General features: G+C 63.7%; 18 protein-coding genes. 11 read left to right on the plus strand and 7 right to left on the minus strand.

Annotated elements, in window-relative coordinates; translation table 11 throughout:
- Nucleotides 1–27 precede the first annotated feature (27 nt).
- Nucleotides 28–963 (plus strand): LysR family transcriptional regulator, encoded by a 936-nt coding sequence (locus tag PCA20602_RS22035; protein WP_150723027.1) that lies wholly within the window; start codon nucleotides 28–30, stop codon nucleotides 961–963.
- Nucleotides 964–979: 16 nt separating this feature from the next.
- Here PCA20602_RS22035 and PCA20602_RS22040 read toward each other — a convergent pair whose 3' ends face one another.
- Together PCA20602_RS22040 and fnr are read right to left on the minus strand one after the other, a co-directional pair.
- On the minus strand, nucleotides 980–1,402 hold the full coding sequence (locus PCA20602_RS22040; RefSeq protein ID WP_170836341.1) for a YybH family protein: 423 nt from the start codon (nucleotides 1,400–1,402) through the stop codon (nucleotides 980–982).
- Between the two features lie 434 nt (nucleotides 1,403–1,836).
- Nucleotides 1,837–2,583, minus strand: a complete 747-nt coding sequence (gene fnr / locus PCA20602_RS22045; protein WP_069344886.1) for a fumarate/nitrate reduction transcriptional regulator Fnr — start codon at nucleotides 2,581–2,583, stop codon at nucleotides 1,837–1,839.
- Between the two features lie 340 nt (nucleotides 2,584–2,923).
- On the opposite strand from fnr, the gene scpB reads away from it, so the two are divergent.
- The 7 genes from scpB (at nucleotide 2,924) to truB (ending at nucleotide 13,160) form a co-directional block, all read left to right on the plus strand.
- Nucleotides 2,924–4,207 carry an SMC-Scp complex subunit ScpB gene (gene scpB / locus PCA20602_RS22050; RefSeq protein ID WP_150723028.1) on the plus strand — a complete coding sequence of 428 codons (1,284 nt, stop codon included), beginning with the start codon at nucleotides 2,924–2,926 and terminating at the stop codon, nucleotides 4,205–4,207.
- A 153-nt stretch (nucleotides 4,208–4,360) separates the two neighbouring features.
- Nucleotides 4,361–6,184 (plus strand): pseudouridine synthase, encoded by a 1,824-nt coding sequence (locus tag PCA20602_RS22055; protein WP_425495701.1) that lies wholly within the window; start codon nucleotides 4,361–4,363, stop codon nucleotides 6,182–6,184.
- A gap of 367 nt (nucleotides 6,185–6,551) precedes the next feature.
- On the plus strand, nucleotides 6,552–7,010 hold the full coding sequence (gene rimP, locus PCA20602_RS22060) for a ribosome maturation factor RimP (protein WP_044455501.1): 459 nt from the start codon (nucleotides 6,552–6,554) through the stop codon (nucleotides 7,008–7,010).
- Complete coding sequence (gene nusA / locus PCA20602_RS22065) at nucleotides 7,007–8,482, plus strand: transcription termination factor NusA (RefSeq protein ID WP_150723030.1); 1,476 nt, start codon at nucleotides 7,007–7,009, stop codon at nucleotides 8,480–8,482. The genes rimP and nusA overlap by 4 nt, the downstream gene beginning before the upstream one ends.
- Before the next feature lie 80 nt (nucleotides 8,483–8,562).
- Nucleotides 8,563–11,532: a translation initiation factor IF-2 gene (infB, locus tag PCA20602_RS22070; protein WP_069344889.1), complete on the plus strand. Its 2,970-nt coding sequence runs from the start codon at nucleotides 8,563–8,565 to the stop codon at nucleotides 11,530–11,532.
- A gap of 83 nt (nucleotides 11,533–11,615) precedes the next feature.
- Entirely contained in the window at nucleotides 11,616–12,047 is a 432-nt protein-coding gene (gene rbfA, locus PCA20602_RS22075) for a 30S ribosome-binding factor RbfA (RefSeq protein ID WP_150723031.1), read from the plus strand.
- A gap of 126 nt (nucleotides 12,048–12,173) precedes the next feature.
- Entirely contained in the window at nucleotides 12,174–13,160 is a 987-nt protein-coding gene (truB, locus tag PCA20602_RS22080) for a tRNA pseudouridine(55) synthase TruB (protein WP_150723032.1), read from the plus strand.
- A 142-nt stretch (nucleotides 13,161–13,302) separates the two neighbouring features.
- Here the strand turns inward: truB and PCA20602_RS22085 are convergent, their stop codons facing one another.
- Together PCA20602_RS22085 and PCA20602_RS22090 are read right to left on the minus strand one after the other, a co-directional pair.
- A complete protein-coding gene (locus PCA20602_RS22085) occupies nucleotides 13,303–13,512 on the minus strand; it encodes a cold-shock protein (RefSeq protein WP_150723033.1) in 210 nt (69 codons plus the stop codon).
- Nucleotides 13,513–13,670: 158 nt separating this feature from the next.
- Nucleotides 13,671–14,165: an acyl-CoA thioesterase gene (locus tag PCA20602_RS22090; protein WP_150723034.1), complete on the minus strand. Its 495-nt coding sequence runs from the start codon at nucleotides 14,163–14,165 to the stop codon at nucleotides 13,671–13,673.
- A gap of 625 nt (nucleotides 14,166–14,790) precedes the next feature.
- Here PCA20602_RS22090 and PCA20602_RS22095 point away from each other — a divergent pair.
- From PCA20602_RS22095 to PCA20602_RS22105, 3 genes are all read left to right on the plus strand, one after another.
- Entirely contained in the window at nucleotides 14,791–15,849 is a 1,059-nt protein-coding gene (locus PCA20602_RS22095; protein WP_150723035.1) for a hypothetical protein, read from the plus strand.
- 132 nt (nucleotides 15,850–15,981) lie between these two features.
- Nucleotides 15,982–16,713: an AzlC family ABC transporter permease gene (locus tag PCA20602_RS22100; protein ID WP_425495702.1), complete on the plus strand. Its 732-nt coding sequence runs from the start codon at nucleotides 15,982–15,984 to the stop codon at nucleotides 16,711–16,713.
- On the plus strand, nucleotides 16,706–17,032 hold the full coding sequence (locus PCA20602_RS22105) for an AzlD family protein (RefSeq protein WP_150723036.1): 327 nt from the start codon (nucleotides 16,706–16,708) through the stop codon (nucleotides 17,030–17,032). The genes PCA20602_RS22100 and PCA20602_RS22105 overlap by 8 nt, the downstream gene beginning before the upstream one ends.
- An 85-nt stretch (nucleotides 17,033–17,117) precedes the next feature.
- Here the strand turns inward: PCA20602_RS22105 and PCA20602_RS22110 are convergent, their stop codons facing one another.
- The 3 genes from PCA20602_RS22110 to PCA20602_RS22120 form a co-directional block, all read right to left on the minus strand.
- A complete protein-coding gene (locus PCA20602_RS22110) occupies nucleotides 17,118–18,668 on the minus strand; it encodes a DHA2 family efflux MFS transporter permease subunit (RefSeq protein ID WP_150723037.1) in 1,551 nt (516 codons plus the stop codon).
- A gap of 37 nt (nucleotides 18,669–18,705) precedes the next feature.
- The gene (locus tag PCA20602_RS22115; protein ID WP_150723038.1) at nucleotides 18,706–19,947 is read right to left on the minus strand and encodes an HlyD/EmrA/EmrK family protein; all 1,242 of its coding nucleotides are present in this window, start codon (nucleotides 19,945–19,947) and stop codon (nucleotides 18,706–18,708) included.
- A gap of 68 nt (nucleotides 19,948–20,015) precedes the next feature.
- Nucleotides 20,016–21,539 (minus strand): efflux transporter outer membrane subunit, encoded by a 1,524-nt coding sequence (locus tag PCA20602_RS22120; RefSeq protein ID WP_150723039.1) that lies wholly within the window; start codon nucleotides 21,537–21,539, stop codon nucleotides 20,016–20,018.
- Between the last annotated feature and the right edge of the window lie 99 nt (nucleotides 21,540–21,638).

A 21,638-nucleotide genomic window follows, 5' to 3' on the forward strand; every position in this document is an offset into this window, starting at 1 on the left:
GAAAAGATTTTTTGGAAATTCCGATAAATGTCATTGGACCTCGATACCGTAGCGTTGTTCGTTCGGGTTGCCGCGCTGGGAAACGTGTCGGCGGCGGGGCGCGAGCGGGGGGTGTCCCCGGCGGCGGCCAGCACGCGTCTGGTGCAACTGGAGACCGCGCTGGGCGCCCGCTTGCTGCACCGGACGACGCGGCGCGTCGCGCTCACGCAGGAGGGCGAGGTGTTCCTGCTGCAGGCGCAGGCGTTGCTCGCGGCCGAAGCGCAGGCGCTGGCGAGCGTCGGGCAAGGGCTGGCTGCGCCGCAAGGGCGTTTGCGGGTGTCGTGCTCGTCGTCGTTCGGGCGGCAGCACGTCTCGCCCGCGTTGCCGGCGTTTCTCGAGCGCTATCCCGGGATTTCGCTGGATTTTCGGCTCACGGACCGTGTCGTCGATCTGCTGGAGGAGGGGGTGGATCTCGCCATCCGTGTCGGCGCCCTGCGGGATTCGACGCTGGTCGCCCGAAAGCTCGCGTCGAATACGCGCACGTTGTGTGCGTCTCCCGCCTATCTGGCGGCGCACGGCACGCCGCGGCATCCGGGGGATCTCGCCGCTCACGACTGTCTGATTCTCGGGGATCAGCGCGACTGGCGCTTCGAGACGCCGGGCGGCACGTTGAATGTGCGCGTGAGCGGGCGTCTGGCTTCCGATAACGGCGAGGTGTTGCGCGACGCGGTACTCGCCGGCATCGGCATTGCGCTCAAGTCGACGTGGGATATCGGAGCGTATTTGAAGCGCGGCGAACTCGTGCCGGTGCTGCCCGCGTACCCGCTGGCGGAGGAGGTCGCCATCTGGGCCGTCTATCCGAGCCGGGCTTTCGTGCCGCCGAAAACCCATGCGCTCATCGAATTTCTACAGGAACGTTTCGGTCCTGTGCCGTATTGGGATGCGGAGGCCGGCGTCGACAACGGAACCGCGTTGAGACGGTGACGTGGCGGGGAGTGCCTCAATGCAGACGATGGGTACGAGGCAATTGCGTGCCCGTATCCTCGTGGCCGATGGCGGGGCTGGCGTGGTGCAACACGAGCCGCCAGCCGTCTGCCTCCTTCAGGTAGACGTTGGTTGCCAGCACGAACGCATACCGCGCTTCCGGACGGGTTTCGACCTGGATCTGCTCAAGCACGTTATGGACGGCGCACAACGGGTTGTGCGCGACCTGAAGGTGGCTGACCGTTACCTGAAGGCCACCTTTGGTAAGAATTTGCCGCCAACTCGCGCGTACGGCTGCGGGGCCGACCTGGCGGGGGCCCGAGGGATGGATGCAGACGACCTCCTCGTCTTCCGACCAGACATCCATCAGCGTATCGGTGTCGCCGGCGCGCAACGCTTCGTAGAACGCGTGCTCGGCGTCTTCCGGGCTAAGAAATATGGTTGCGGGCATAACGACGGCCTCCGTCGGGGTCCAACGCTCGAAACACCGCCCGGCGGATGTGCCGCGTGGTGAACGCGCCGATTATGGAGGGTTTGCCCGGGCTTGTCGAACGCGCGACGGATTGGCGTCGCCGCGGGTCGTCATGGCGGGCAGCAGGGGCCTGATTTGCCCGGCGGTGCTTGCGGGCGCCGGATTGGCTCATGTGCCGAAAGCCCGGGGCTGGCCGATGGGCGCGTTGAGCGAGGTTTGATCTGGCGCAAGGCATCCATCGGGCTGGGCCGGTAGCTTATGGGTAACGCAGAAGTGCCGTCCGAGCGAGTGGACGGTAACGAAACGAGCGAAACGAGTGAATCGTGCGGGGAAGTTAGGGGAAGTGCGAGCCGGTGAGGGGGCGCAGGAGCGGGGGCGCTCATGCGCCCCCGGACGCCGGATCAGCAGTGATGCACGCCGGCGAGCTCGCGCAGGGCGACGCCGTCGATGATCTTGACGTGACGCTGGCGGATTTCGATCATGCCGTTCTGCGCGAAGCGCGAGAACAGGCGGCTGACCGTCTCCAGCTTGAGACCGAGGAAGCTTCCGATTTCTTCGCGGCTCATGCGCAGCACGAACTCGTTCGCCGCGTAACCGCGCGCCGACAGCCGTTCCGACAGATTCAGGAGGAATACGGCCAGACGTTCCTCGGCACGCATCGTCCCGAGCGCAAGCAGTTGCTGGTGCTCGTTACGGATTTCCTGACTCATCAGGCGATGCAACTGGCGTTGCAGCGACGGTACCTGGCGCGACAGCGTCTCCAGCTCGTTGAAGCGGGCGATGCAAAGTTCGCTGTCTTCCAGTGCGACGGCGGTCGTCGGATGATGATTGTCTGCGACGGCGTCCAGACCGATCAACTCGCCCTGGAGGTGGAAGCCGACGACCTGCTCGCGGCCGTCGGGGGCCGTGACGCAGCTCTTGAGCGACCCGAAACGAATGCCGTAGACGGCGTTCAGATCATCGTTGGCGTGATAGAGCACTTCGCCCTTCTTGAGGCGGCGGCGCTCGCTTACGAGTGCGTCAAGTCGTTCCAGCTCCGGCTCAGGGATGCCGACGGGCAGGCAGAACTGCCCCAGTGAGCAGGTGGAACAACGAGGCTGGGCAACCGGAATGGGGTTGCCGGGAATGCGACCGATCTCGGTGGTCATGGTGGCCCCTGAAGTTATTTTGAAAGTTTACCATGAGGCGTCGACTCGCCATTTCGGCTGGCGGGACGCCGAGGTTTCGACGATGCTTTACGGGCGTCAGTGTTTCAGTAATAATTGCGCACATACCGGACGTCCGTCTCGCCGCACTATCGGCCTGGGCGTTTTCCCGGCAGGTCGTTTCGAAGCATTCTGGTCGCGCCGCCGTCACTACGACCGAACACAAAAGGGCGCGCGCTTATGCGAAGCGGTTGTTTTTTCGATCGACGACCGTTTCTCGTGTTCCAAGCATCCATTTATTCCTGATACCGGGTTGCCAAGCCCCCGGTCTGCTTAGTCGCACATGAATACCCAAGAGGCGAAACTCGTCCTCGAGACCGCGTTGATTTGCGCGCAGGAGCCGCTCAAGGTCGGCGATCTGCGCAAGCTCTTCAATGACGCCGTGTCCGGTGACACGGTGCGCGCGCTGCTCGAGGAAATCCGCGTGCAATGGGATGGCCGAGGTGTGGAATTGGTGGCACTGGCCACCGGCTGGCGTTTCCAGAGCCGTCCGCGCATGCGTGAATACCTTGACCGCCTCAATCCGGAGAAGCCGCCGAAGTACTCGCGCGCCGTGATGGAGACGCTAGCGATCATTGCGTATCGCCAGCCGGTCACGCGTGGCGATATCGAAGAGATTCGCGGCGTAACGGTCAATACGCAGATCATCAAGCAGCTCGAGGATCGTGGCTGGATCGAGGTGATTGGTCACCGCGACGTGCCGGGACGCCCCGGCCTGTACGCCACGACCAAGGACTTCCTCGACGATCTGGGCTTGCGCGCGCTCGATGCGCTGCCGCCGCTGGAAGATCCGGCGGCGCAGGCGCAGATTGATTTGCTCGCGCAGCAGAACATCGAATTCGGCGAGCGTGCCGAGGGGGATGACGGTGACGAGGCGGTGTCTGATGATGCGCCGGTCGCCGACGCCGAAGCGCTCGCACTGCTGGCGCAGACACGCGCCGACGATCTGCCGCTCGCACAAGGATTGCCGGAAGATCAGCGCCCGTTACCGCCTGGCGGCGACGCTGGCGAGGCGGTGACGGAAGAGGCCTTGCTGGACGCCGTGTTGGCCGAAGCCGAGCCTGAATCGTCGCCGGATGCCGGGAAGCCGGTCGCGACGGACGTTGTCGTCGATACGTCGGACGATGCCGAGATTGGCCCGTCTGCCGAAATTTCCCCGGATGCCGAGGAACTCGACGAATCGGCGCACGTCAGTGAGCAGGACGGCGGGCCGCAAGGCGATGTGTCCGGCGTGGCCGATGTGAGCGATGACGATTGGCGTGACGAGGTATCGACCGGGCTCGATGGCGAGCGGTCGGATGACGACGTCGCGCAATACAAGGAATTTTCCGAAGTATCGGAGGCTGCGGTTCCTGTCGGCGAGGATTCGCCGCAAGATATGCAGGACGCCGGTACGGAAGAAGGCGCGACGCATGCGGCAGATCCCGCAGCGTCGTTGGCGCAAGAGGTTTCCCCGCACGCTGTCGACTCGGCAGCGAACGAAGCCGCTGCCGGGCAGCCCACGCCCGGTGCGCTGGATGACGACGAGAACGACGGGGACGACAAGAATCTCGTCACCGGTACCTGAGGCGGCGGCGCCTGGCGCCGTACTCACCCGAAGGGCCGTTTGCGATAAGAACGAAGCCGCGGCACGCATTTGCCGCGCATTCATGGTGCGAACACGGATCAGGGCAGCGATTTACGCCTGCCCGCAACGATCCCGTTTTCCAATGAGGTTGTGTTGAAACAAAACGAAGAATCCCAGGACCTGCACGCACGCGATGCCGGTGCCGATGCACGTTCGCCGGAAGGCGAGGGCGGCGATGAAAAGGCGTCGCGCCGCGGTTTGCGCCGTGGTCCGCGCAGTCTGATCGCCCGCCGTCGTGCGGCCCAGCAGGCCAAGCGCGAAGGCGACGATAACGGCGAAGTCGCCGGTTCGGACGCAGCGCAAGGTGCGTTGTCCTTCGATGCGCCGCAGGCGCAGGCGTCGGGTGCCGATGGCGCGCCTTCGGCGGCGCAGGGGCGTGCTCGCACGAGCTCGCGCAAGCCGCGTGGCGCGAAGCGCGACGATGTGCAGCCGTCGCAGCCCTCTGGTGGCGCCAATGGCGCTGCACCGGGCGGTCGTGCGCAGCGAGGTGCGCAAGGCGCGCAGGGCGGTCAGGGTGGTCAGAGCCCGTCCGGCAAGCCACAAGGCCGTGGTCGCAAGGGGCCGGCTGGCGGTGCGCGGGGCAAGGGCGGCGCCGGCAATGCTGGCAATTCGGGTGATGGCGATCTGTTCGCGTTCGTCACGTCGGGTGGATTCGACGCGGAAGACGGCGAAGGCGATAACGCAGCTTCGGCACGCGCTCAGCGCGGCCGCCGCCCGGCGGACCGTCGCGTGCTGTCCCCGGACGACGAAGCGCCGAAGCTGCATAAGGTGTTGGCCGAAGCCGGCATGGGTTCTCGTCGCGAGATGGAGGAGCTGATCCTGGCCGGTCGCGTCTCCGTGAACTCGGAACCGGCTCACATCGGTCAGCGCATTCTGCCGACCGATCAGGTTCGTATCAACGGCAAGCTCGTCAAGCGCCGTATCACCAGCAAACCGCCGCGCGTGCTGCTGTATCACAAGCCGGCAGGCGAAATCGTCAGCCATTCCGATCCGGAAGGGCGCACGTCGGTGTTCGATCGTCTGCCGCCGATGAAGACGGCCAAATGGCTCGCGGTCGGGCGTCTCGACTTCAATACGGAAGGTCTGCTGATCCTGACGACGTCGGGCGATCTGGCGAACCGCTTCATGCACCCGCGCTATGAGATCGAGCGCGAGTATGCGGTGCGCACCGTCGGTCAGTTGAGCGAAGCGTCGCGTCAGCAACTGCTGCACGGCATCAAGCTGGATGATGGCGAGGCCAACTTCCTGCGCTTGAAGGACGGCGGTGGCGAGGGCTCGAACCACTGGTATCACGTGGCGCTGGCTGAAGGTCGTAACCGCGAAGTGCGTCGTATGTTCGACGCCGCAGGGTTGATGGTGAGTCGTCTGATCCGTACGCGTTACGGTCCGCTGACGCTGCCGCGTGGCCTCAAGCGAGGCCGTTACGAAGAAATGGACGAAGCGCAGGTGCGCTCGCTGTTCGCGGCGGTCGGCATGAAGGTGCCGGGGGCGGCGTCGGACGAGAAGGGCGCACGCAACGGTGGTCGCGGCGGCAAGGCCGGCGCACCGAAGGAGCCGCGTCGTCAGCCGGATCCGATGCAGACGGCCCTTGGCGTGTTCGCTCGCGAACCGGGTCAGTCGCGTCGCCCGCGTGCCAATCCGCTGACGGCGTTCGTCGGTCCGAGCGGCGGCTATCCGGGGCAGACGCCTTCGCCGCGTGGCGAGGGTCGCCGCTTCGGTGGCGGTAACGCAGGCAGCGGTTACGGCGGCCAGTCGCGTGGCGGCAATGGCGGTAATGGTGGCGGCGGTGGTAACGGCGGTTATGGTGGTAACGGCGGCAATGGAAACGGCAATCGCAGCCGCGGCGGAAATCGCGCGAGTGGCGGTGGCGGGAACCAGGGCAACCGTGGTAACCGCGGCGGCAATCGATCCCGCTGAGTGGGCGCCCCGATTTTGCAGCGCGGCAAGGTAGCAACGGCGCTCGGTCAAGACGCATTTCCGCCGCCAAGCGTTGCAAATCGGGCCAAAACCATATAAAATCAATGAATAAGCTGGTTTGCGTGTCGGGCGTTCTGCTGCGACGCGCACCTCATGCGCAATGAGGCTGTAAGAAATGGGCGTTTCGCCCATTTTTTTTTGCCGCGAGCGTTTTGCGCGGCCGATGCCGCCGTGTCGGGGAGTGGGTGTGCCGACTCAGGTACACCGGCCCGGACGGTCGAGGTGGGCATCGTGCGACGTCCCATGCGGGGCGCGCAGACATGTCGGGCGCTGCTGATGCGCGCGAGTTTTTCTAGGGTGAGCAAAGTTGCAATTGCCAGAACTGATCGAGACCACGGTCGAAGGCCTGGGTTACGAGCTGGTCGATCTTGAGCGTGCCGGCGGCGGACTGCTGCGCGTATACATCGACAAGCCGGAAGGCATCACGATCGATGACTGCGAGACGGTGAGCCGTCAGCTCTCGCACGTCCTGATGGTCGAGAACGTCAATTACGACCGACTTGAAGTGTCGTCGCCGGGGCTTGACCGTCCGCTGCGCAAGCTGCGTGACTTCGAGCGTTTTGCCGGCGTCGAAGTGAGTCTCACGTTGCGTGTGCCGCTTGAAGGCCGCAAGCAGTTCCGCGGCATTTTGCAGGCGCCGCAAGGCGAAAACTTGAGCCTTGAATTCGAAGGCAAGGGCGGCCCGGCGCTGCTCGAATTCACCCTCGCGGATATTGACCGTGCGCGCCTTGTGCCGCAGATTGATTTTAGGAGTCGCAAACGATGAGTCGCGAAGTATTGCTGTTGGTCGATGCGCTCGCGCGCGAAAAGAACGTCGACAAGGATGTCGTGTTCGGCGCGCTTGAAGCAGCATTGGCTTCGGCCACCAAGAAGCGCTACACCGAAGACGTCGACATTCGCGTGCACATCGACCGTGAGTCGGGCGAGCACGAGAGCTTCCGTCGCTGGCTGGTAGTGCCGGACGAAGCGGGTTTGCAGGAGCCGGACAAGCAGATCCTGTCGTTCGAAGCCAAGGAAGAAAATCCCTCGATCGAAATCGGCGAGTTCATCGAAGAGCCGGTGGAATCGGTCGAGTTCGGCCGTATTGGTGCGCAAGCTGCGAAGCAAGTCATTTTGCAACGCATTCGCGATGCCGAGCGTGAGCAGATCCTGTCGGACTTCCTCGAGCGCGGCGAAAAGATCATGACCGGTACGGTCAAGCGTCTCGACAAGGGCAACCTGATTGTCGAGTCGGGCCGTGTCGAGGCGCTGCTGCGTCGCGATCAGCTCATCACGAAGGAAAACCTGCGTATCGGCGACCGCGTTCGCGCGTTCATCGTGAAGGTCGACCGTACGGCTCGCGGCCCGCAAATCGAACTCTCGCGTACCGCTCCGGAATTCCTGATCGAACTGTTCGGCATGGAAGTGCCGGAAATCGAACAGGGTCTGCTGGAGATCAAGTCGGCTGCTCGTGATCCGGGCGTGCGCGCCAAGATCGCCGTCGTGGCGTACGACAAGCGTATCGATCCGATCGGGACTTGCGTGGGCATTCGCGGCACGCGTGTTCAGGCGGTGCGTAACGAGCTTGGCGGCGAGAACGTCGATATCGTGCTGTGGTCGGAAGACCCCGCGCAATTCGTGATCGGCGCGCTGGCGCCAGCGGCGGTGCAGTCGATCGTCGTGGACGAAGAGAAGCACAGCATGGACGTCGTCGTCGACGAGAACGAACTGGCAGTCGCGATCGGTCGCAGCGGTCAGAACGTGCGTCTCGCGTCGGAACTGACGGGCTGGCAGATCAACATCATGACGCCGGACGAATCGGCCGAGAAGCAGAACGAAGAGCGCGGCACGCTGCGCACGTTGTTCATGCAGCGTCTCGATGTGGATGAGGAAGTGGCGGACATCCTGATCGAGGAAGGTTTCTCGAGCCTGGAAGAAATCGCCTACGTGCCCCTGAACGAAATGCTCGAAATCGAAGCATTCGACGAGGACACGGTGCACGAGCTGCGCAATCGTGCGCGCGACGCACTGCTCACGCAGGCGATTGCCACCGAGGAGAAGGTCGAAGGTGTCGCACTCGATCTCAAGAGCCTCGACGGCATGACGCCGGAGTTGCTGGCCAAACTGGCCGAGCATGAAATTCAGACGCGCGATGATCTGGCCGAACTGGCTGTCGACGAACTGACCGAAATGACGGGCGTCGAGGAAGAAGCTGCCAAGGCCCTGATCATGAAAGCGCGAGAGCACTGGTTCCAATGATGACCTGCCCCGGCATGCATATGGAACAGTGAACTTTGAAGTTAACCGCAAGGCGCCTGGCCTTGCTTGAAGAGGTTTGAATGGCGAGCATCAACGTAGCCCAATTTGCTGAAGAACTGAAAATGCCGGCCGGCGTGTTGCTGGAGCAACTCAAAGCCGCCGGCGTGGACAAACTCAGCGCCGACGATTCGGTGACGGAAGCCGACAAGGCCCGTCTGCTGGAGCACCTGCGCCGATCGCACGGCGCTGGCGACGGCGACAAAAAGAAGATTACTCTGACGCGTCGCCAGACCTCGGAAATCAAGCAGGCCGACGCGACCGGTAAGGCGCGGACGATTCAGGTCGAAGTGCGCAAGAAGCGCACGTTCGTCAAGCGCGACGACGTCGCGGAGGGCGCTGAGAACGCTGCAGCGGCTGCCGAAGACGAAGCCCTCCGTCTGCGCGAAGAAGACGCACGCCGCGAAGCGGAGCGTCTGGCAGCGGAAGCGGCCGAGCTCAAGCGTCGCCAGGAACAACTGGAGCGCGAAGAGGCCGAGCGTCGCGAGCGCGAAGAGAAGGAAGCTGCCGAGCGCCGTGTGCGTGAGGAAGCGGAGCGCGTAGCCGCGGCAGCGAAGGCGGCCGAAGAGCAGAAGGCGAAGGCCGAAGCCAAGGCAGCCGACGCTGAAGCCGAAAAGCAGGCGCAAGTGGAAGCCGACAAGGCAGCCAAGGCCGACGCCGAAAAGGCAGCGCAGGCAGCACAAGCCGAGAAGGCCGCTGCCGCCAAGGCCGATGCCGAGCGCGAGCAGGCTCGCAAGGCGAGCGAAGAAGCCCGTGCAGCCGCCGAAAAGGCGAGTGCAGCGGCTGACAAGGCGCGCGCCGAAGAAGAAGCGATTCGCAAGCGTCGTGCCGCGGCCGAAGCCGAAGCCCGCGCGATTCGCGAAATGATGAATGCACCGCGTCGCGTGCTGAAGGCACCGGAGCCGGCACCTGCTGCCGCCGCACCGGCGAAGCCGGATGCTGCGAAGGGTACGTTGCACAAGCCGGCCAAGCCGGAAGGTGCGGCTGCCAAGCCGGCGGACAAGAAGCCGGCCGCCGCGCCGGCCTCGACGACGGCGGGTGCTGCCGACAAGAAGGACAAGAAGCCGGGCGCCTGGCAGAAGGACACCGACAATCGCAACAAGCGTGGCGGCATGAAGACACGCGGCGATACGAGCGGTGGTTCGGATGGCTGGCGCGGCGGTGGCCGTGGTGGCCGTCGCGGCGACCGTCATTCGCAGGATGACCGTCAGGCATTCCAGGCACCGACCGAACCGGTCGTGCGTGATGTGCATGTGCCGGAAACGATCAGCGTTGCCGATCTGGCGCACAAGATGTCGGTCAAGGCCGCCGAAGTCATCAAGCTGATGATGAAGATGGGCCAGATGGTGACCATCAACCAGGTGCTCGATCAGGAAACGGCGATGATCGTGGTGGAGGAACTCGGCCACCGCGCAATCGCCGCCAAGCTGGACGATCCGGAAACGCTGCTCGACCTCGGCAACGACGTGACGGAAGCCGAAGCGCTGCCGCGTCCGCCGGTGGTGACCGTGATGGGTCACGTCGACCACGGCAAGACCTCGCTGCTGGACTACATCCGTCGCGCCAAGGTGGCGTCGGGCGAAGCCGGCGGCATTACGCAGCACATCGGTGCGTATCACGTCGACACACCGCGCGGTACGGTGACGTTCCTCGACACGCCGGGTCACGAGGCGTTTACGGCCATGCGTGCTCGCGGCGCACAGGCAACGGACATCGTGATTCTCGTGGTCGCGGCGGACGATGGTGTGATGCCGCAGACGAAGGAAGCGATTGCCCACGCGAAGTCGGCCGGTGTGCCGATCGTGGTGGCGATCAACAAGATCGACAAGCCCGAAGCCAACCCGGACCGCGTGAAGCAGGAACTGGTGGCCGAAGGTGTGGTGCCGGAAGAGTACGGTGGCGATTCGCCGTTCGTGCCGGTGTCGGCCAAGACGGGTACGGGTATCGACGATCTGCTCGAGAACGTGCTGCTGCAAGCCGAAGTGCTGGAGTTGAAGGCACCGGTGGAAGCGCCGGCCAAGGGTATCGTGATCGAAGCGAAGCTGGACAAGGGTAAGGGTCCGGTCGCCACGATTCTGGTGCAGTCGGGCACGCTCAAGCGCGGCGACATGGTGCTGGCAGGCCAGGCTTACGGTCGCGTTCGCGCCATGCTGGACGAAACCGGCAAGAACACGAAGGACGCAGGTCCGTCGATCCCGGTCGAAATCCAGGGTCTGTCGGAAGTGCCGGGCGCCGGTGAAGAAGTGCTGGTGGTTCAGGACGAACGCAAGGCACGTGAAATCGCACTGTTCCGTCAAGGCAAGTTCCGCGATGTGAAGCTGGCCAAGCAGCAAGCTGCGAAGCTGGAGAACATGTTCGAGCAGATGGCCGAAGGCGAAGTCAAGACGCTGCCCCTCATCATCAAGGCAGACGTTCAGGGTTCGCAGGAAGCACTGGCGCAGTCGCTCAACAAGCTCTCGACGCCGGAAGTGCGCGTGCAGATCGTGCACGCTGCGGTCGGTGGTATCAGCGAAAGCGACGTCAACCTGGCAACGGCTTCGAAGGCGGTCATCATCGGCTTCAACACGCGTGCCGATGCACTGGCCCGCAAGCTGGCCGAGTCGAACGGTATCGATATTCGCTACTACAACATCATCTATGACGCAGTGGATGAGGTGAAGGCAGCAATGTCGGGCATGCTGGCGCCGGAGAAGAAGGAAGAAATCACGGGTATGGTCGAAGTGCGTCAGACGTTCAAGGTGCCGAAGGTCGGTACGGTGGCCGGCTGTATGGTGCTCGACGGCTTCGTCAAGCGTTCGTCGCACGTGCGTGTGCTGCGCGACAACGTGGTCATCTTCACGGGCGAGCTGGATTCGCTCAAGCGCTTCAAGGATGACGTCAAGGAAGTCAAGTCAGGCTTCGAGTGCGGTCTGTCGGTGAAGAACTTCAACGACATTACGGAAGGCGACCAACTGGAAGCGTTTGAAATCACGGAAGTTGCGCGCTCGCTGTAACGCGATTTGCACAATGGAAGTGGAATGGCCCACCAAGCCGGGAAACCGGTGGCGTGGGCCATTGCATTACTAGCGAGTATGTTATGGCAAAGAAACGTGGCGTTCCCGGTCGAAATCTTCGCATCAACGATCAGATCCAGCGTGATCTCTCGGAGTTGATTCAGCGCGAAGTGAAGGACCCGCGCATTGGGCTGGTCACGCTGCAAAGCGTGGAAGTGACGCCTGATTACGCGCATGCGAAGGTGTTTTACACGACGCTCACCGGCGATCCGAAAGCGACCGGCGAAGCGCTCAACGAAGCCGCAGGCTACCTGCGCAATCTGCTGTTCAAGCGCTTGCACATTCACACGGTGCCGACGCTGCATTTCCACTTCGACCAGTCGATCGAACGTGCCATTGAGATGTCGCGTCTGATCGATACGGCCAACGCCACGCGTGCGAAGGAAGATGCGCAAGCCGACGACGATGCCGACGACGGCGTTGAAGGCGATCACAAGGAAGACGACGGCAAGTAAGCCGTCGATTGACACCGTAGCCTGCCGGGCTGGCGCAAAGCGAGTCCGGCGGTGTTGCGATGCCCGAGCGCTGTCGATGCGCGCCGCGGCGTTACCCCATTCGAATTTCTCAAGTCATTCCCACACATGACGGACCCGCGTTCGCAGGCACCCCGCCAAAAGCTCCCTCGTTTCCCGCTCGACGGTGTGTTGCTGCTCGACAAGCCGCTGGGGTTGTCGTCCAACGATGCCTTGATCAAGGCCAAGCGTGCGCTTCAGGCGCTCAAGGCCGGTCACACGGGCACGCTCGATCCGTTGGCGACAGGGCTGTTGCCGCTCTGTTTCGGTGAGGCGACGAAGTTCTCGCAGGACTTGCTCGAAGCCGACAAGACGTACGAAGCGCGAGTGCGTCTGGGGGAGACCACAACGACGGGCGACGCGGAAGGCGAGGTGCTGCAAACGCGTCCGGTACAGGTGGACGAAGCCGCGATTCGTGCCGTATTGCCGCGCTTCACCGGGCCGATTTCACAGGTGCCGCCGATGTACTCGGCACTCAAGCGCGACGGCAAACCCCTTTACGAGTATGCCCGCGCCGGTCAGACCATCGAGCGAGAGGCGCGGTCGGTGACGATCCATCTGCTGGAAATGACGGAATGCGCGTTGCCGGCGGAGAACGAATTCACGTTCCGCGTGACGTGCAGCAAAGGCACTTACGTGCGTACGCTGGCGGAAGACATCGGTGAAGCGCTGGGTTGTGGGGCACATCTGCGTGCGCTGCGACGTACGGCGGTCGGTCCGCTCACGCTCGATGGCGCCGTGACGCTGGAAGCACTGAACGCGCTCGATCACCCGCAACGCGTCGAAAAGCTGGCGCCGGTCGATGCACTGCTCAAGACGCTGCCCGCCGTGTGGCTCGACGACACGCTCGCGAAGCGCTTCAGCCATGGGCAACGTCTGCGTCTGGACGACCTCCGGTGCCCCGCCCCCTTACGTGCATGTGCTGCCGAGCACGACAGCATCGAAGTCAAGGTCTACGCCGAAGCCAACGCCGACACCGCTGCACGTCTGCTGGGCGTTGCACGCCTCGACGGCGAAGCGTTGCTAACACCCCAGCGGTTGCTCAAGACGCAGTGATGGGAGGCGGCGCTGGTGGCGCCGCGCCGCAATTCAGAGCGGATTGACGTTGTCAGCTTGAAGCCCTTCGGGACCGGCCGGGCGATCAGAAGATGCGGTGAGAAGCGGGCGCAATCGAATCGGAAGCGCGGGACGCAAAACGTCAGGCCACCACTTCCCGCACGTTGACTGCCAGCAAATAGGCGTCTGCGCGCGTGGTCTCGTACTCGACGATCTGGCCGGTGCGAAGCTCGGGCGTGCCGGGCACGCATATTTCGGTCTCGTGGACGAAAACGACTTCGCTACCGTCATCCGGGGTGATGAATCCGTATCCTTTGTCCGGGAAGTAATGCTTGACCGTTCCGCGTGGCATCGGCGGCTTTCCTCCGAAACGACAAATCTGCAATCTATTCGAGGGGATGATGAGACGTCCGGGAGTTGCCATGCGCGCTGAAGGCAGTCTCTCCGGAAGTCTCGATTCGGCACCCATACCGGTAAAGGCAGACGGCGCGGGCCGTCCACCCGACCCCGTCAGTTCGTGACGTTTTCCGGCTTGAGTTCGACGATGGCGTCGAGCGCTGCCTTCACGTCCATGGCGTACTTGGCCAATGCCTTCTGCTCGTCGGTTTTCGGCTCGAACGACGGCACGCCCACCGGGTGATTGCTCTCGTCGACGGCGACGAACACCATCAGGCAATCGGTCGTCTGGCGCAATTCGCCCCACTTCGGATCGCCGGCGTGGACCGACACGTGGATGTGCATGCTCGTGCGGCCCGTGGCCACGATGCGTGCGCGCAGTTCCACCAGATTGCCGACGAGAATCGGGCGGCGGAAGCGAATGTTGCCGACGCTGACCGTCACGCAATAGCGGCCCGACCACGTGGCGGCGCAAGCGTACGCCACCTCGTCGATCCATTTCATCAGCGAGCCCCCGTGCACTTTGCCGCCGAAGTTGACGGCGGCAGGCTCTGCCAGAAAGCGGAAGGTGACTTCGGAGCGTTCGATCGGGTTCTGCGGGGTAGTCATGATGTTTGTTTTTGCTGACGGATAGTACTTTCCCGGCCGTTCGGCGGCAGAGGCAGCGCACGCGGCATATTGCCGTGGGGGCATCGGGCCGGGGGATGCGCAATGATACTGCGATTGCGTGACATCTGCCCTCGCATGGAAAACGGCGCGGATCCGCCTCATGCATGGGCATGGCAGCGGAGGCGGTGCTGGAAAGCGAATTACGCAAGCGTTCGGGCATAGGGCGGTGCACAGTGCTCGCGTCGGGCGGTGGGGCGTCGGTCGAGGCGCTGCCGTCACGCCGTCACGCCGTCACACCGTCGCAATCAGTTGCAATCAGGCGCGATCAGTCGCAAGCGCAGACAGTCAGCCAACGCGCGGGAAGTCGACGAGACGCTGACGGGGCACGCACAAGCACGGGGCAAGACGAGGACATGCAGCGATGATCTCAGGCATCGGCGGGCCGCAATGCGCACCGTTTCACGCTATCCCTATCGAGGCGGACACCTGCAATGTGCCGGGAGACATCCCGCAAGCGCGCAGCATGGCGACTTCGTCTCATGCATCCGAATTGCCTGAGTCGAGTGATTTCCGACCGATCGAATTATCGGATGATCCCCTGAACCCGGTTCCCGAAAGTCAATCGGTGGCTGAAGGGTTCGAGGACGTAGCGCGCATTGAAGCAGAAACGGACGCGTTGCTCAGAGCGTGGCAGCTTCGTGAGGCGCACGGTGAAAGCGGTCGCGGCGAGGTCATCGCGGCGAACGAGGGTAACGAAGAACACGTTGCAATCGTTATCGATCCCACCCCGGACGCCGCCAACACCGCCAATTCCACGTCGAACTATTCCTGCCTGCTCAGCAGCGTCGTGCTGACGACCCATGTCGCGAGCCTGGTGTGCCAACTCGTGAGCGTGGCGTCTCCGTACTTCATGCCGGACGTCTTCGCCCGGCTTTCCGGCGAGATGGTGTGCGAACGAGTGCAGCCCACGCAGCGCAGAGTCGCGCGTGCCGTGCAGTGCAAGGTGCTGCGAATCGGTAGCGCCGTATTCACGCCGGGGATGTTGCTGTCGCCATACTTTGCGGCGCTGGCGCTGAGTGATCTCGTGTGCTGGAGTGTCGAGTTCCGTCGACCGGGAAGCTTGCCGTTCCAGGGGGACAGCCTTGCGAATCTGGTGGCGTGGATCGACAGGCAGGGCGGATTCGCAAAACTGCTCGACGTACTCGGCTCCGCAACGTCGGGGGAGCGGGTGGAAAAGGCAGAAGGGGCAGAAGGGGCAGAAGGGGCAGACGAGGCAGACGGGGCGGAAGGGGCGGAAGGGGCTTCACCCTCGCGCTCGCTGCCCGGCCGCCTGATCACGCGCATGCGCAACGAATTACGCAAGACACTCGTATCGCACGGCGATCCGGCATGGCAAAAGGCCTTCGCCGTGCGGGTGCGGCAGGCATCGGCGGCGCTGTTCGTCGGGCTGATCGCCCGTTTGCCGTTCAGCGACGATACGACGTCGTTGCCCGACGGTCTGCTCGACTTTTATCTGTGGCTGGAAAAGGCGGGCGGTGCGACCAAACTCGCTGCCGCAGGCTCGGAGTCGCTCGTCAAGCCGTCTGCCCCGAAGGCATCGGATGAGGCATCGGACGATGCGGCGGTAACCGACGACGATCTGCAAAGCATCCGGATCGATGCGCGTGAAACTGCACCTGAGTGATGGAGGTGGAGGTGGAGGCGGAGATGGAGACGGTGATGGTGTTCGTCGTCACGCAAAATCGCAAGGACATACAAGACATCAACGAGCGACGTCCGCTATCCTGCGCATCCAGTGGTTATTGCAGGAGTGGTTGTGTCTGGATTGTCTTCTTCGGCTGCGTCGTCACAGCAGTCCGATGTCAAACTCGAAGTGGCGCGCGGCATGCGCGCGTCGTTGCCCGTCATGCTCGGTTTCGTCCCCTTCGCCATGGTGCTTGGCGCGCAGGCCACCCAGAAGGGCATGCCCGCGTGGCTGGTGCCGCTCATGACCGGTATGAACTTTGCCGGAGGATCGGAATTCACCGCCGTTCACCTCTGGTCTTCGCCGCCGCATCTCGCGCTGATCGTGGCCATGTCGTGCCTCGTCAATTCGCGTCACGTCCTGATGGGCGCGGCGTTTGCGCCGTTGCTGCGTCATGTGCCATTGCGTCGCGCATTGCCGTCGCTGTTCCTGATGTGCGACGAAGCCTGGGCGATGGCGTTGGCCGATACCCAGGCGCGTAAGGCGGACCGCATCAGCCTGCCGTATTACCTCGCTGTCGGCGTGAACCTGTGGCTCGCGTGGATCGCCTTCACGGCCCTCGGTGCGGTACTGGGGCCCGTGCTCGGCGACATTGAACAGTACGGTTTCGATATGGCGTTCACCGCCGTCTTTCTCGTGTTGCTGCGGGGGATGTGGCGCGGCATGCGTAAGAGCTTGCCGTGGCTGGTGAGTCTCGTTGCCGCAGCGCTCACGTACCTTTACGTGCCGGGCTCGTGGTATGTCGCGGCGGGCGCGGTGGCGGGACTGCTGGCCGCCGTGCTGATGGAGCCACGCAATGTTTGACGTGCTCGATTCGCTCAATGCCGCCACGCTGCTGCCTGTGGCGACGGTCGCGCTCATGGCGGCCACCACCTATGCCACACGCGTCGTGGGCTTTCTCTTGTTGCGCGATCGTGTGCTGAGTCCGCGCATGCGTTCCGTCATGGAGAGCCTGCCGGGATGCGTCCTGATCTCGGTGATCGCGCCGTCGTTCGTGGCGGATCGGCCTGCCGATCTCATTGCGCTTGCGGTGACGTTGCTCGTCGCACTGCGCTGTTCGCTGCTTCCGACCGTCGTCATCAGCATTACGGCGACCGCCGCGCTGCGTTATCTCGTCGGATGAAAAAAACCCCGCTAACTTCAGCGGGGTTCAAGAAGTGCCCGGTAGTACAGAGCAGGGCCGGGCACTCGGGGGGAAGCCTGTTGCGTCAGTGGGCGCCCGCGGCAGCGTCGCCGCCACCTCCGCCACGGATCGGGCGCGTAATCCACACCATCGCGATCATCAGCACGAACAGCACCGCCGAGATCCAGAAGATGTCGTTCGCGCCGAGCATGGCCGATTGTTGCGTCACCAGCCGGTCGATGTAGCCGTGCGCCTGCGGTGTCGACATGCCGAGCTGATTGAGCGACTGCACCGAACCGTTGAACGTGGCGTCGTAGGGCGTCAGGTTTTCCGTGAGCTGCGCATGGTGCAGCGAGATACGGTTATCCCACACGGTCGTGGCGATCGACGTCCCCACGGCACCGCAGGTAATCCGCACGAAGTTCGACAGACCCGCTGCGGCCGGAATGCGATGCCCCGGCAGGCCTGACAGGATGATGGCCGTGAGCGGGATGAAGAACATCGACATCGGCACCCCTTGCAGGAAGGTCGGAATCATCAGCGTGCGCGTGTCGACCAGCGTGTTGAAGTGCGAGCGCAGCAGGAACACGAGGGCGAACAGCAGGAACGAGACGGTCACGACCCAGCGCGCGTCGAGCTTGGGCAGGAACTTGCCGATGATCGGCGACAGGATGATCGCGAACAGCCCCACAGGCGCCATCACCAGACCGGCTTCCGTTGCCGTGTAGCCGAGATAGATCTGAAGCCACTGCGGCAGGATCACGAGGTTGCCGAAGAACAGCCCGTACCCCACGGAAATGGCGATCACGCCGCCGGTGAAGTTGATCCGCTTGAACAGTGTCAGGTCGACCACCGGGTGCTTCTCGGTGATCTCCCATATGACGAAGAAGCAGAACGACACGAGTGCCACGAGCGCCAGCACGACGATGGTCGATGAGTTGAACCAGTCGAGTTCCTTGCCCTTGTCGAGCATCACCTGCAACGAACCGACCCACAGCACGAGCAAAGCCAGACCGACGGTGTCGATCGGCTTGCGCTGCGTTGGCGTTTCACGCTTGGCGTAGATCAGCCAGGTGACGTAAGCGGCGCCGATGCCGACCGGGATGTTGATGTAGAAGATCCACGGCCAGTGGTAGTTGTCCGAGATCCATCCGCCGAGAATCGGGCCCATCACCGGGGCGACGAGCGTCGTCATCCCCCATAAGGCAAGGGCCATCGAACTCTTGGCGGGTGGGTAGCTCGAGAGCAGCAGCGATTGCGAGAGCGGGATCATCGGCCCGGCCACGGCGCCTTGCAGCACGCGCGCCGCGAGCAGGATTTCGAGCGTCGGCGCCATGCCGCACAGCCACGAGGCCAGCACGAACAGCAGGATCGACGAGATGAACAGTCGCACTGCGCCGAAGCGCTCCGTCAGCCAGCCGGTGAGCGGCACCGAGATGGCGTTGGCGACGGCGAACGACGTAATCACCCACGTCCCCTGGCTCGATGAGACACCCAGGTCGCCGGAGATCGCGGGAATGGATACGTTGGCAATCGATGTGTCGAGCACGTTCATGAACGTGGCGAGCGACAACGCGATGGTGCCGAGTACCAGTTGCCCTCCCGAGAGCGGGGCAGGAGCGTTTTGAGTTGCCATGAGATGTCAAAGGGGGTGGGGGGCACCCCCCTCCGATTTACAGGGGACGTGCGCGGGCCGGCTGATTGCGCGTGTCGTTGGCACCGCCTGCGCTGGCGCCTGCATTGGCGCTTGCACCGGCGTTCTCGGTGATGATCCTGGCGACGATGTCGTCGGCGTCGTGACCGACCTTGTCGTACACGTCGGTCGAGTACACCGGCAGGGTGGGCGCTTCGCCCAGTTCCTTGCCATCGGTGTTACGCACGTTGACCTTGACCTGCATCGACAGACCGACACGCAGCGGATGCTGCTGCAACTGCTTCGCGTCGAGCGCGATACGCACCGGCAGACGTTGCACCACCTTGATCCAGTTGCCCGTGGCGTTCTGCGCCGGCAGCAGCGAGAAGGCGCTGCCCGTGCCTGCGGAGAAGCCTGCGACCGTGCCCTTGTACTCCACGGCCGAGCCGTACACGTCTGCCGTGAGGGTCACCGGCTGACCGACGCGCATGTGGGCGATCTGCACTTCCTTGAAGTTGGCATCGACCCACACTTCGTTGAGCGGCACCAGCGCCATGAGCGGCGCGCCGGTCGCCACACGCTGGCCGACCTGCACCGAACGCTTGGCCACGTAGCCGTCCACCGGGGCAGGGATCGACGTGCGTGCGTAGTCGAGATAGGCAGCGCGCACCTTGGCAGCCGCCTGCTGCACGTTCGGATGCGTGGTCACCGACGTCTTGTCAGTCAGCGCCTTGTTCGACACCAACTGGGCGCGGGCCTGTTCGAGCGCGGCTTGCGCGGTCTTCACGGCGTCCTGGGCGTGGGCCAGTTCTTCGCGCGACACGGCGCCCGTGGCGATGGCCATCTCGCGACGCTTCACGTCGGCCTGTGCCTTCGTGAGTTCCGACTCGCGCATGGCGACGGTGGCAGCGTAGGCATCGTTGTTCACGAAGTACGTGCGCACCTGACGCACCGTCTGCGCGAGGTTCGCCTCGGCTTGCAGCAACGCGACGCGCGCGTCGGTCTGGTCCAGCGTGACCAGCGGCTGGCCGGCCTTGACCATCTGCGTGTCGTCGACCTTCACGCCGGTGACGGTACCGGCCACCTGCGGCGTGATCTGAACCACGTTGCCGGCGACGTAGGCGTCGTCGGTGTCTTCGTAGTAGCGCGCGTACAGACCGTAGTAAGCGCCGTAGCCGATGGCTGCGATTGCGATCACGGCCGTCAGCGTCAGCATCATGCGGCGGCGCTTGCCATTGTTCTGCGCCGGCTGGGCAGGCGCTTGTTGTTGGTTCTCGCTCATCATTTGCTCCGTACTAATCTCTCAATGTGCTTTTGACGTTTGTCTTGTTTTGTGTGGCGCTCAGGGCCTCAGTGGGACTGTGCGCTGACGGATTCGCCGTCCGTCTTTGCCGGGCGTTCCTGCCCGACGACGAGGCCCGCGGCCTGTGCGTCGAAGCCGCCGCCCAGCGCCTTGATCAGACCGATCTGCTGGTCGCGGCGGGCGAAGTCGATATTCACGCGCGCCTGTTCCTGCGCGAGCAGCGACGACTCGGCGGTGAGCACGGTCAGTTGCGGCGTCAGGCCGGCCTTGTAGCGATCGATGGCGAGGTCGTAGGCGCGTTGCGCGGCGTCTTGCGCCACGCGTTGCGACACCATCTGCTTGTCGGCCGAACGAATCGACGACATGCGATCGGCGATGTCGCCGAGGGCCTTGTTCAGCGTGGAGTCGTAGTTCGCCACGGCGCTCTCATAGGCCGCGTACTGACCCTTCAGGTTGGCGCGCAACCGGCCGCCGTCGAAGATCGGCAGCGAGATCACCGGGCCGGCCTGGATGTTCTGGCTGGTCGGATCGATCAGCTTGCCCAGCCCGAAGGTGGAGAAGCCGAACGCGGCGTTCAGGTTCACGTCCGGATAGAAGCGGGCCTTGGCGACATCCACGCCCTGAAGCTGCGATTCGACGCCCCAGCGTGCCGAGACGATGTCCGGGCGACGGCCGAGCAGGGCAAGCGGCAGGTTATCGGGCAGGGCAGGCGTGGCCAGTTGGGCGAGCTTCGGCGGTGCAATCTCCAGACCACGATCCGGACCCTTGCCAAGGAGCACGCCGAGTTGATGGCGCGTGAGCAGGATCTGGCCGTCGAGCTGGGCGAGCTGCGTCTGAATGTCGGCGCTGTTGCTGTCGGCCTGCTTCTGCTCGACTTGTGTGTCGAGCCCGGCGCGCACGCGATCCGACGTCAGCTTGCCGAGGTTCTGGCGTTGCTTGCCGATGCGATCGAGCACGTCGTGCAGGGCATATTGCTGAGCCAACTGGTTGTACGCGCGGGCCACGGCCGTCGACAGGGCGAGACGCACTTCCTGATCTTCGGCTTCTTCGGCGCGCTCGGCCGACGTGGCCTGTGCGCGTGCCGAACGGTTCTTGCCCCAGAGATCGAGCTCCCACGACAGCGAGGCGGTCAGATCGCCCTGCGTGAACCAAGTGCCGCCGTAACCCGGCGGGTAAATGGTGTTCTGGGTGAATTGCGTGCGATACACGTCGCCCGAGAAGCCGACCGACGGCAGCAGCGCAGCGGCTGCGCCTTCGGTCTGTGCCTGCGCGGCCTTAAGACGGGCGGCGGCCATGGCGAGATCGGGGTTGCCGACGAGGGCTTCGTCGATCAGGGAGACGAGTTGCGGATCACCGAAACGCTGGGCCCAGTCGGTGCCCGGCCACTGGCCGCCCTCGGAGGGCAGGCTGCGCTGGGTCTGATACTGATCGGGCGTGCTGATCTGCTTGTCGCTATGGATGCCGGCGAAGTTTGCACAACCGGCAAAGCCCAGCGTCACAGCCGCCAGACAAATGGCGGAAATCGCTGAGCGGGCCCGCAGATGCGGGAGGAATGGTGAGGCCGCTTTCATCGCAAAACCTTTACGAGTGAAGTCTTGTACTGACAGTAATCGGGAAACTGCTGCTGGCGAGGCCTTGAAATAGTGGACTCGACAGGCTTTTTCGAAGGG

Origin of the sequence: Pandoraea capi, assembly GCF_902459735.1 — a bacterium.
GTDB lineage: Bacteria > Pseudomonadota > Gammaproteobacteria > Burkholderiales > Burkholderiaceae > Pandoraea > Pandoraea capi.

Bases quoted from the DNA above. Each gene is read 5' to 3' on its own strand.
- PCA20602_RS22035 (WP_150723027.1), top strand. From the start codon at position 28: ATGTCATTGGACCTCGATACCGTAGCGTTGTTCGTTCGGGTTGCCGCG.
- fnr (WP_069344886.1), bottom strand. From the start codon at position 2,583: ATGACCACCGAGATCGGTCGCATTCCCGGCAACCCCATTCCGGTTGCC.
- scpB (WP_150723028.1), top strand. From the start codon at position 2,924: ATGAATACCCAAGAGGCGAAACTCGTCCTCGAGACCGCGTTGATTTGC.
- nusA (WP_150723030.1), top strand. From the start codon at position 7,007: ATGAGTCGCGAAGTATTGCTGTTGGTCGATGCGCTCGCGCGCGAAAAG.
- infB (WP_069344889.1), top strand. From the start codon at position 8,563: ATGGCGAGCATCAACGTAGCCCAATTTGCTGAAGAACTGAAAATGCCG.
- rbfA (WP_150723031.1), top strand. From the start codon at position 11,616: ATGGCAAAGAAACGTGGCGTTCCCGGTCGAAATCTTCGCATCAACGAT.
- truB (WP_150723032.1), top strand. From the start codon at position 12,174: ATGACGGACCCGCGTTCGCAGGCACCCCGCCAAAAGCTCCCTCGTTTC.
- PCA20602_RS22085 (WP_150723033.1), bottom strand. From the start codon at position 13,512: ATGCCACGCGGAACGGTCAAGCATTACTTCCCGGACAAAGGATACGGA.
- PCA20602_RS22090 (WP_150723034.1), bottom strand. From the start codon at position 14,165: ATGACTACCCCGCAGAACCCGATCGAACGCTCCGAAGTCACCTTCCGC.
- PCA20602_RS22105 (WP_150723036.1), top strand. From the start codon at position 16,706: ATGTTTGACGTGCTCGATTCGCTCAATGCCGCCACGCTGCTGCCTGTG.
- PCA20602_RS22110 (WP_150723037.1), bottom strand. From the start codon at position 18,668: ATGGCAACTCAAAACGCTCCTGCCCCGCTCTCGGGAGGGCAACTGGTA.
- PCA20602_RS22115 (WP_150723038.1), bottom strand. From the start codon at position 19,947: ATGAGCGAGAACCAACAACAAGCGCCTGCCCAGCCGGCGCAGAACAAT.
- PCA20602_RS22120 (WP_150723039.1), bottom strand. From the start codon at position 21,539: ATGAAAGCGGCCTCACCATTCCTCCCGCATCTGCGGGCCCGCTCAGCG.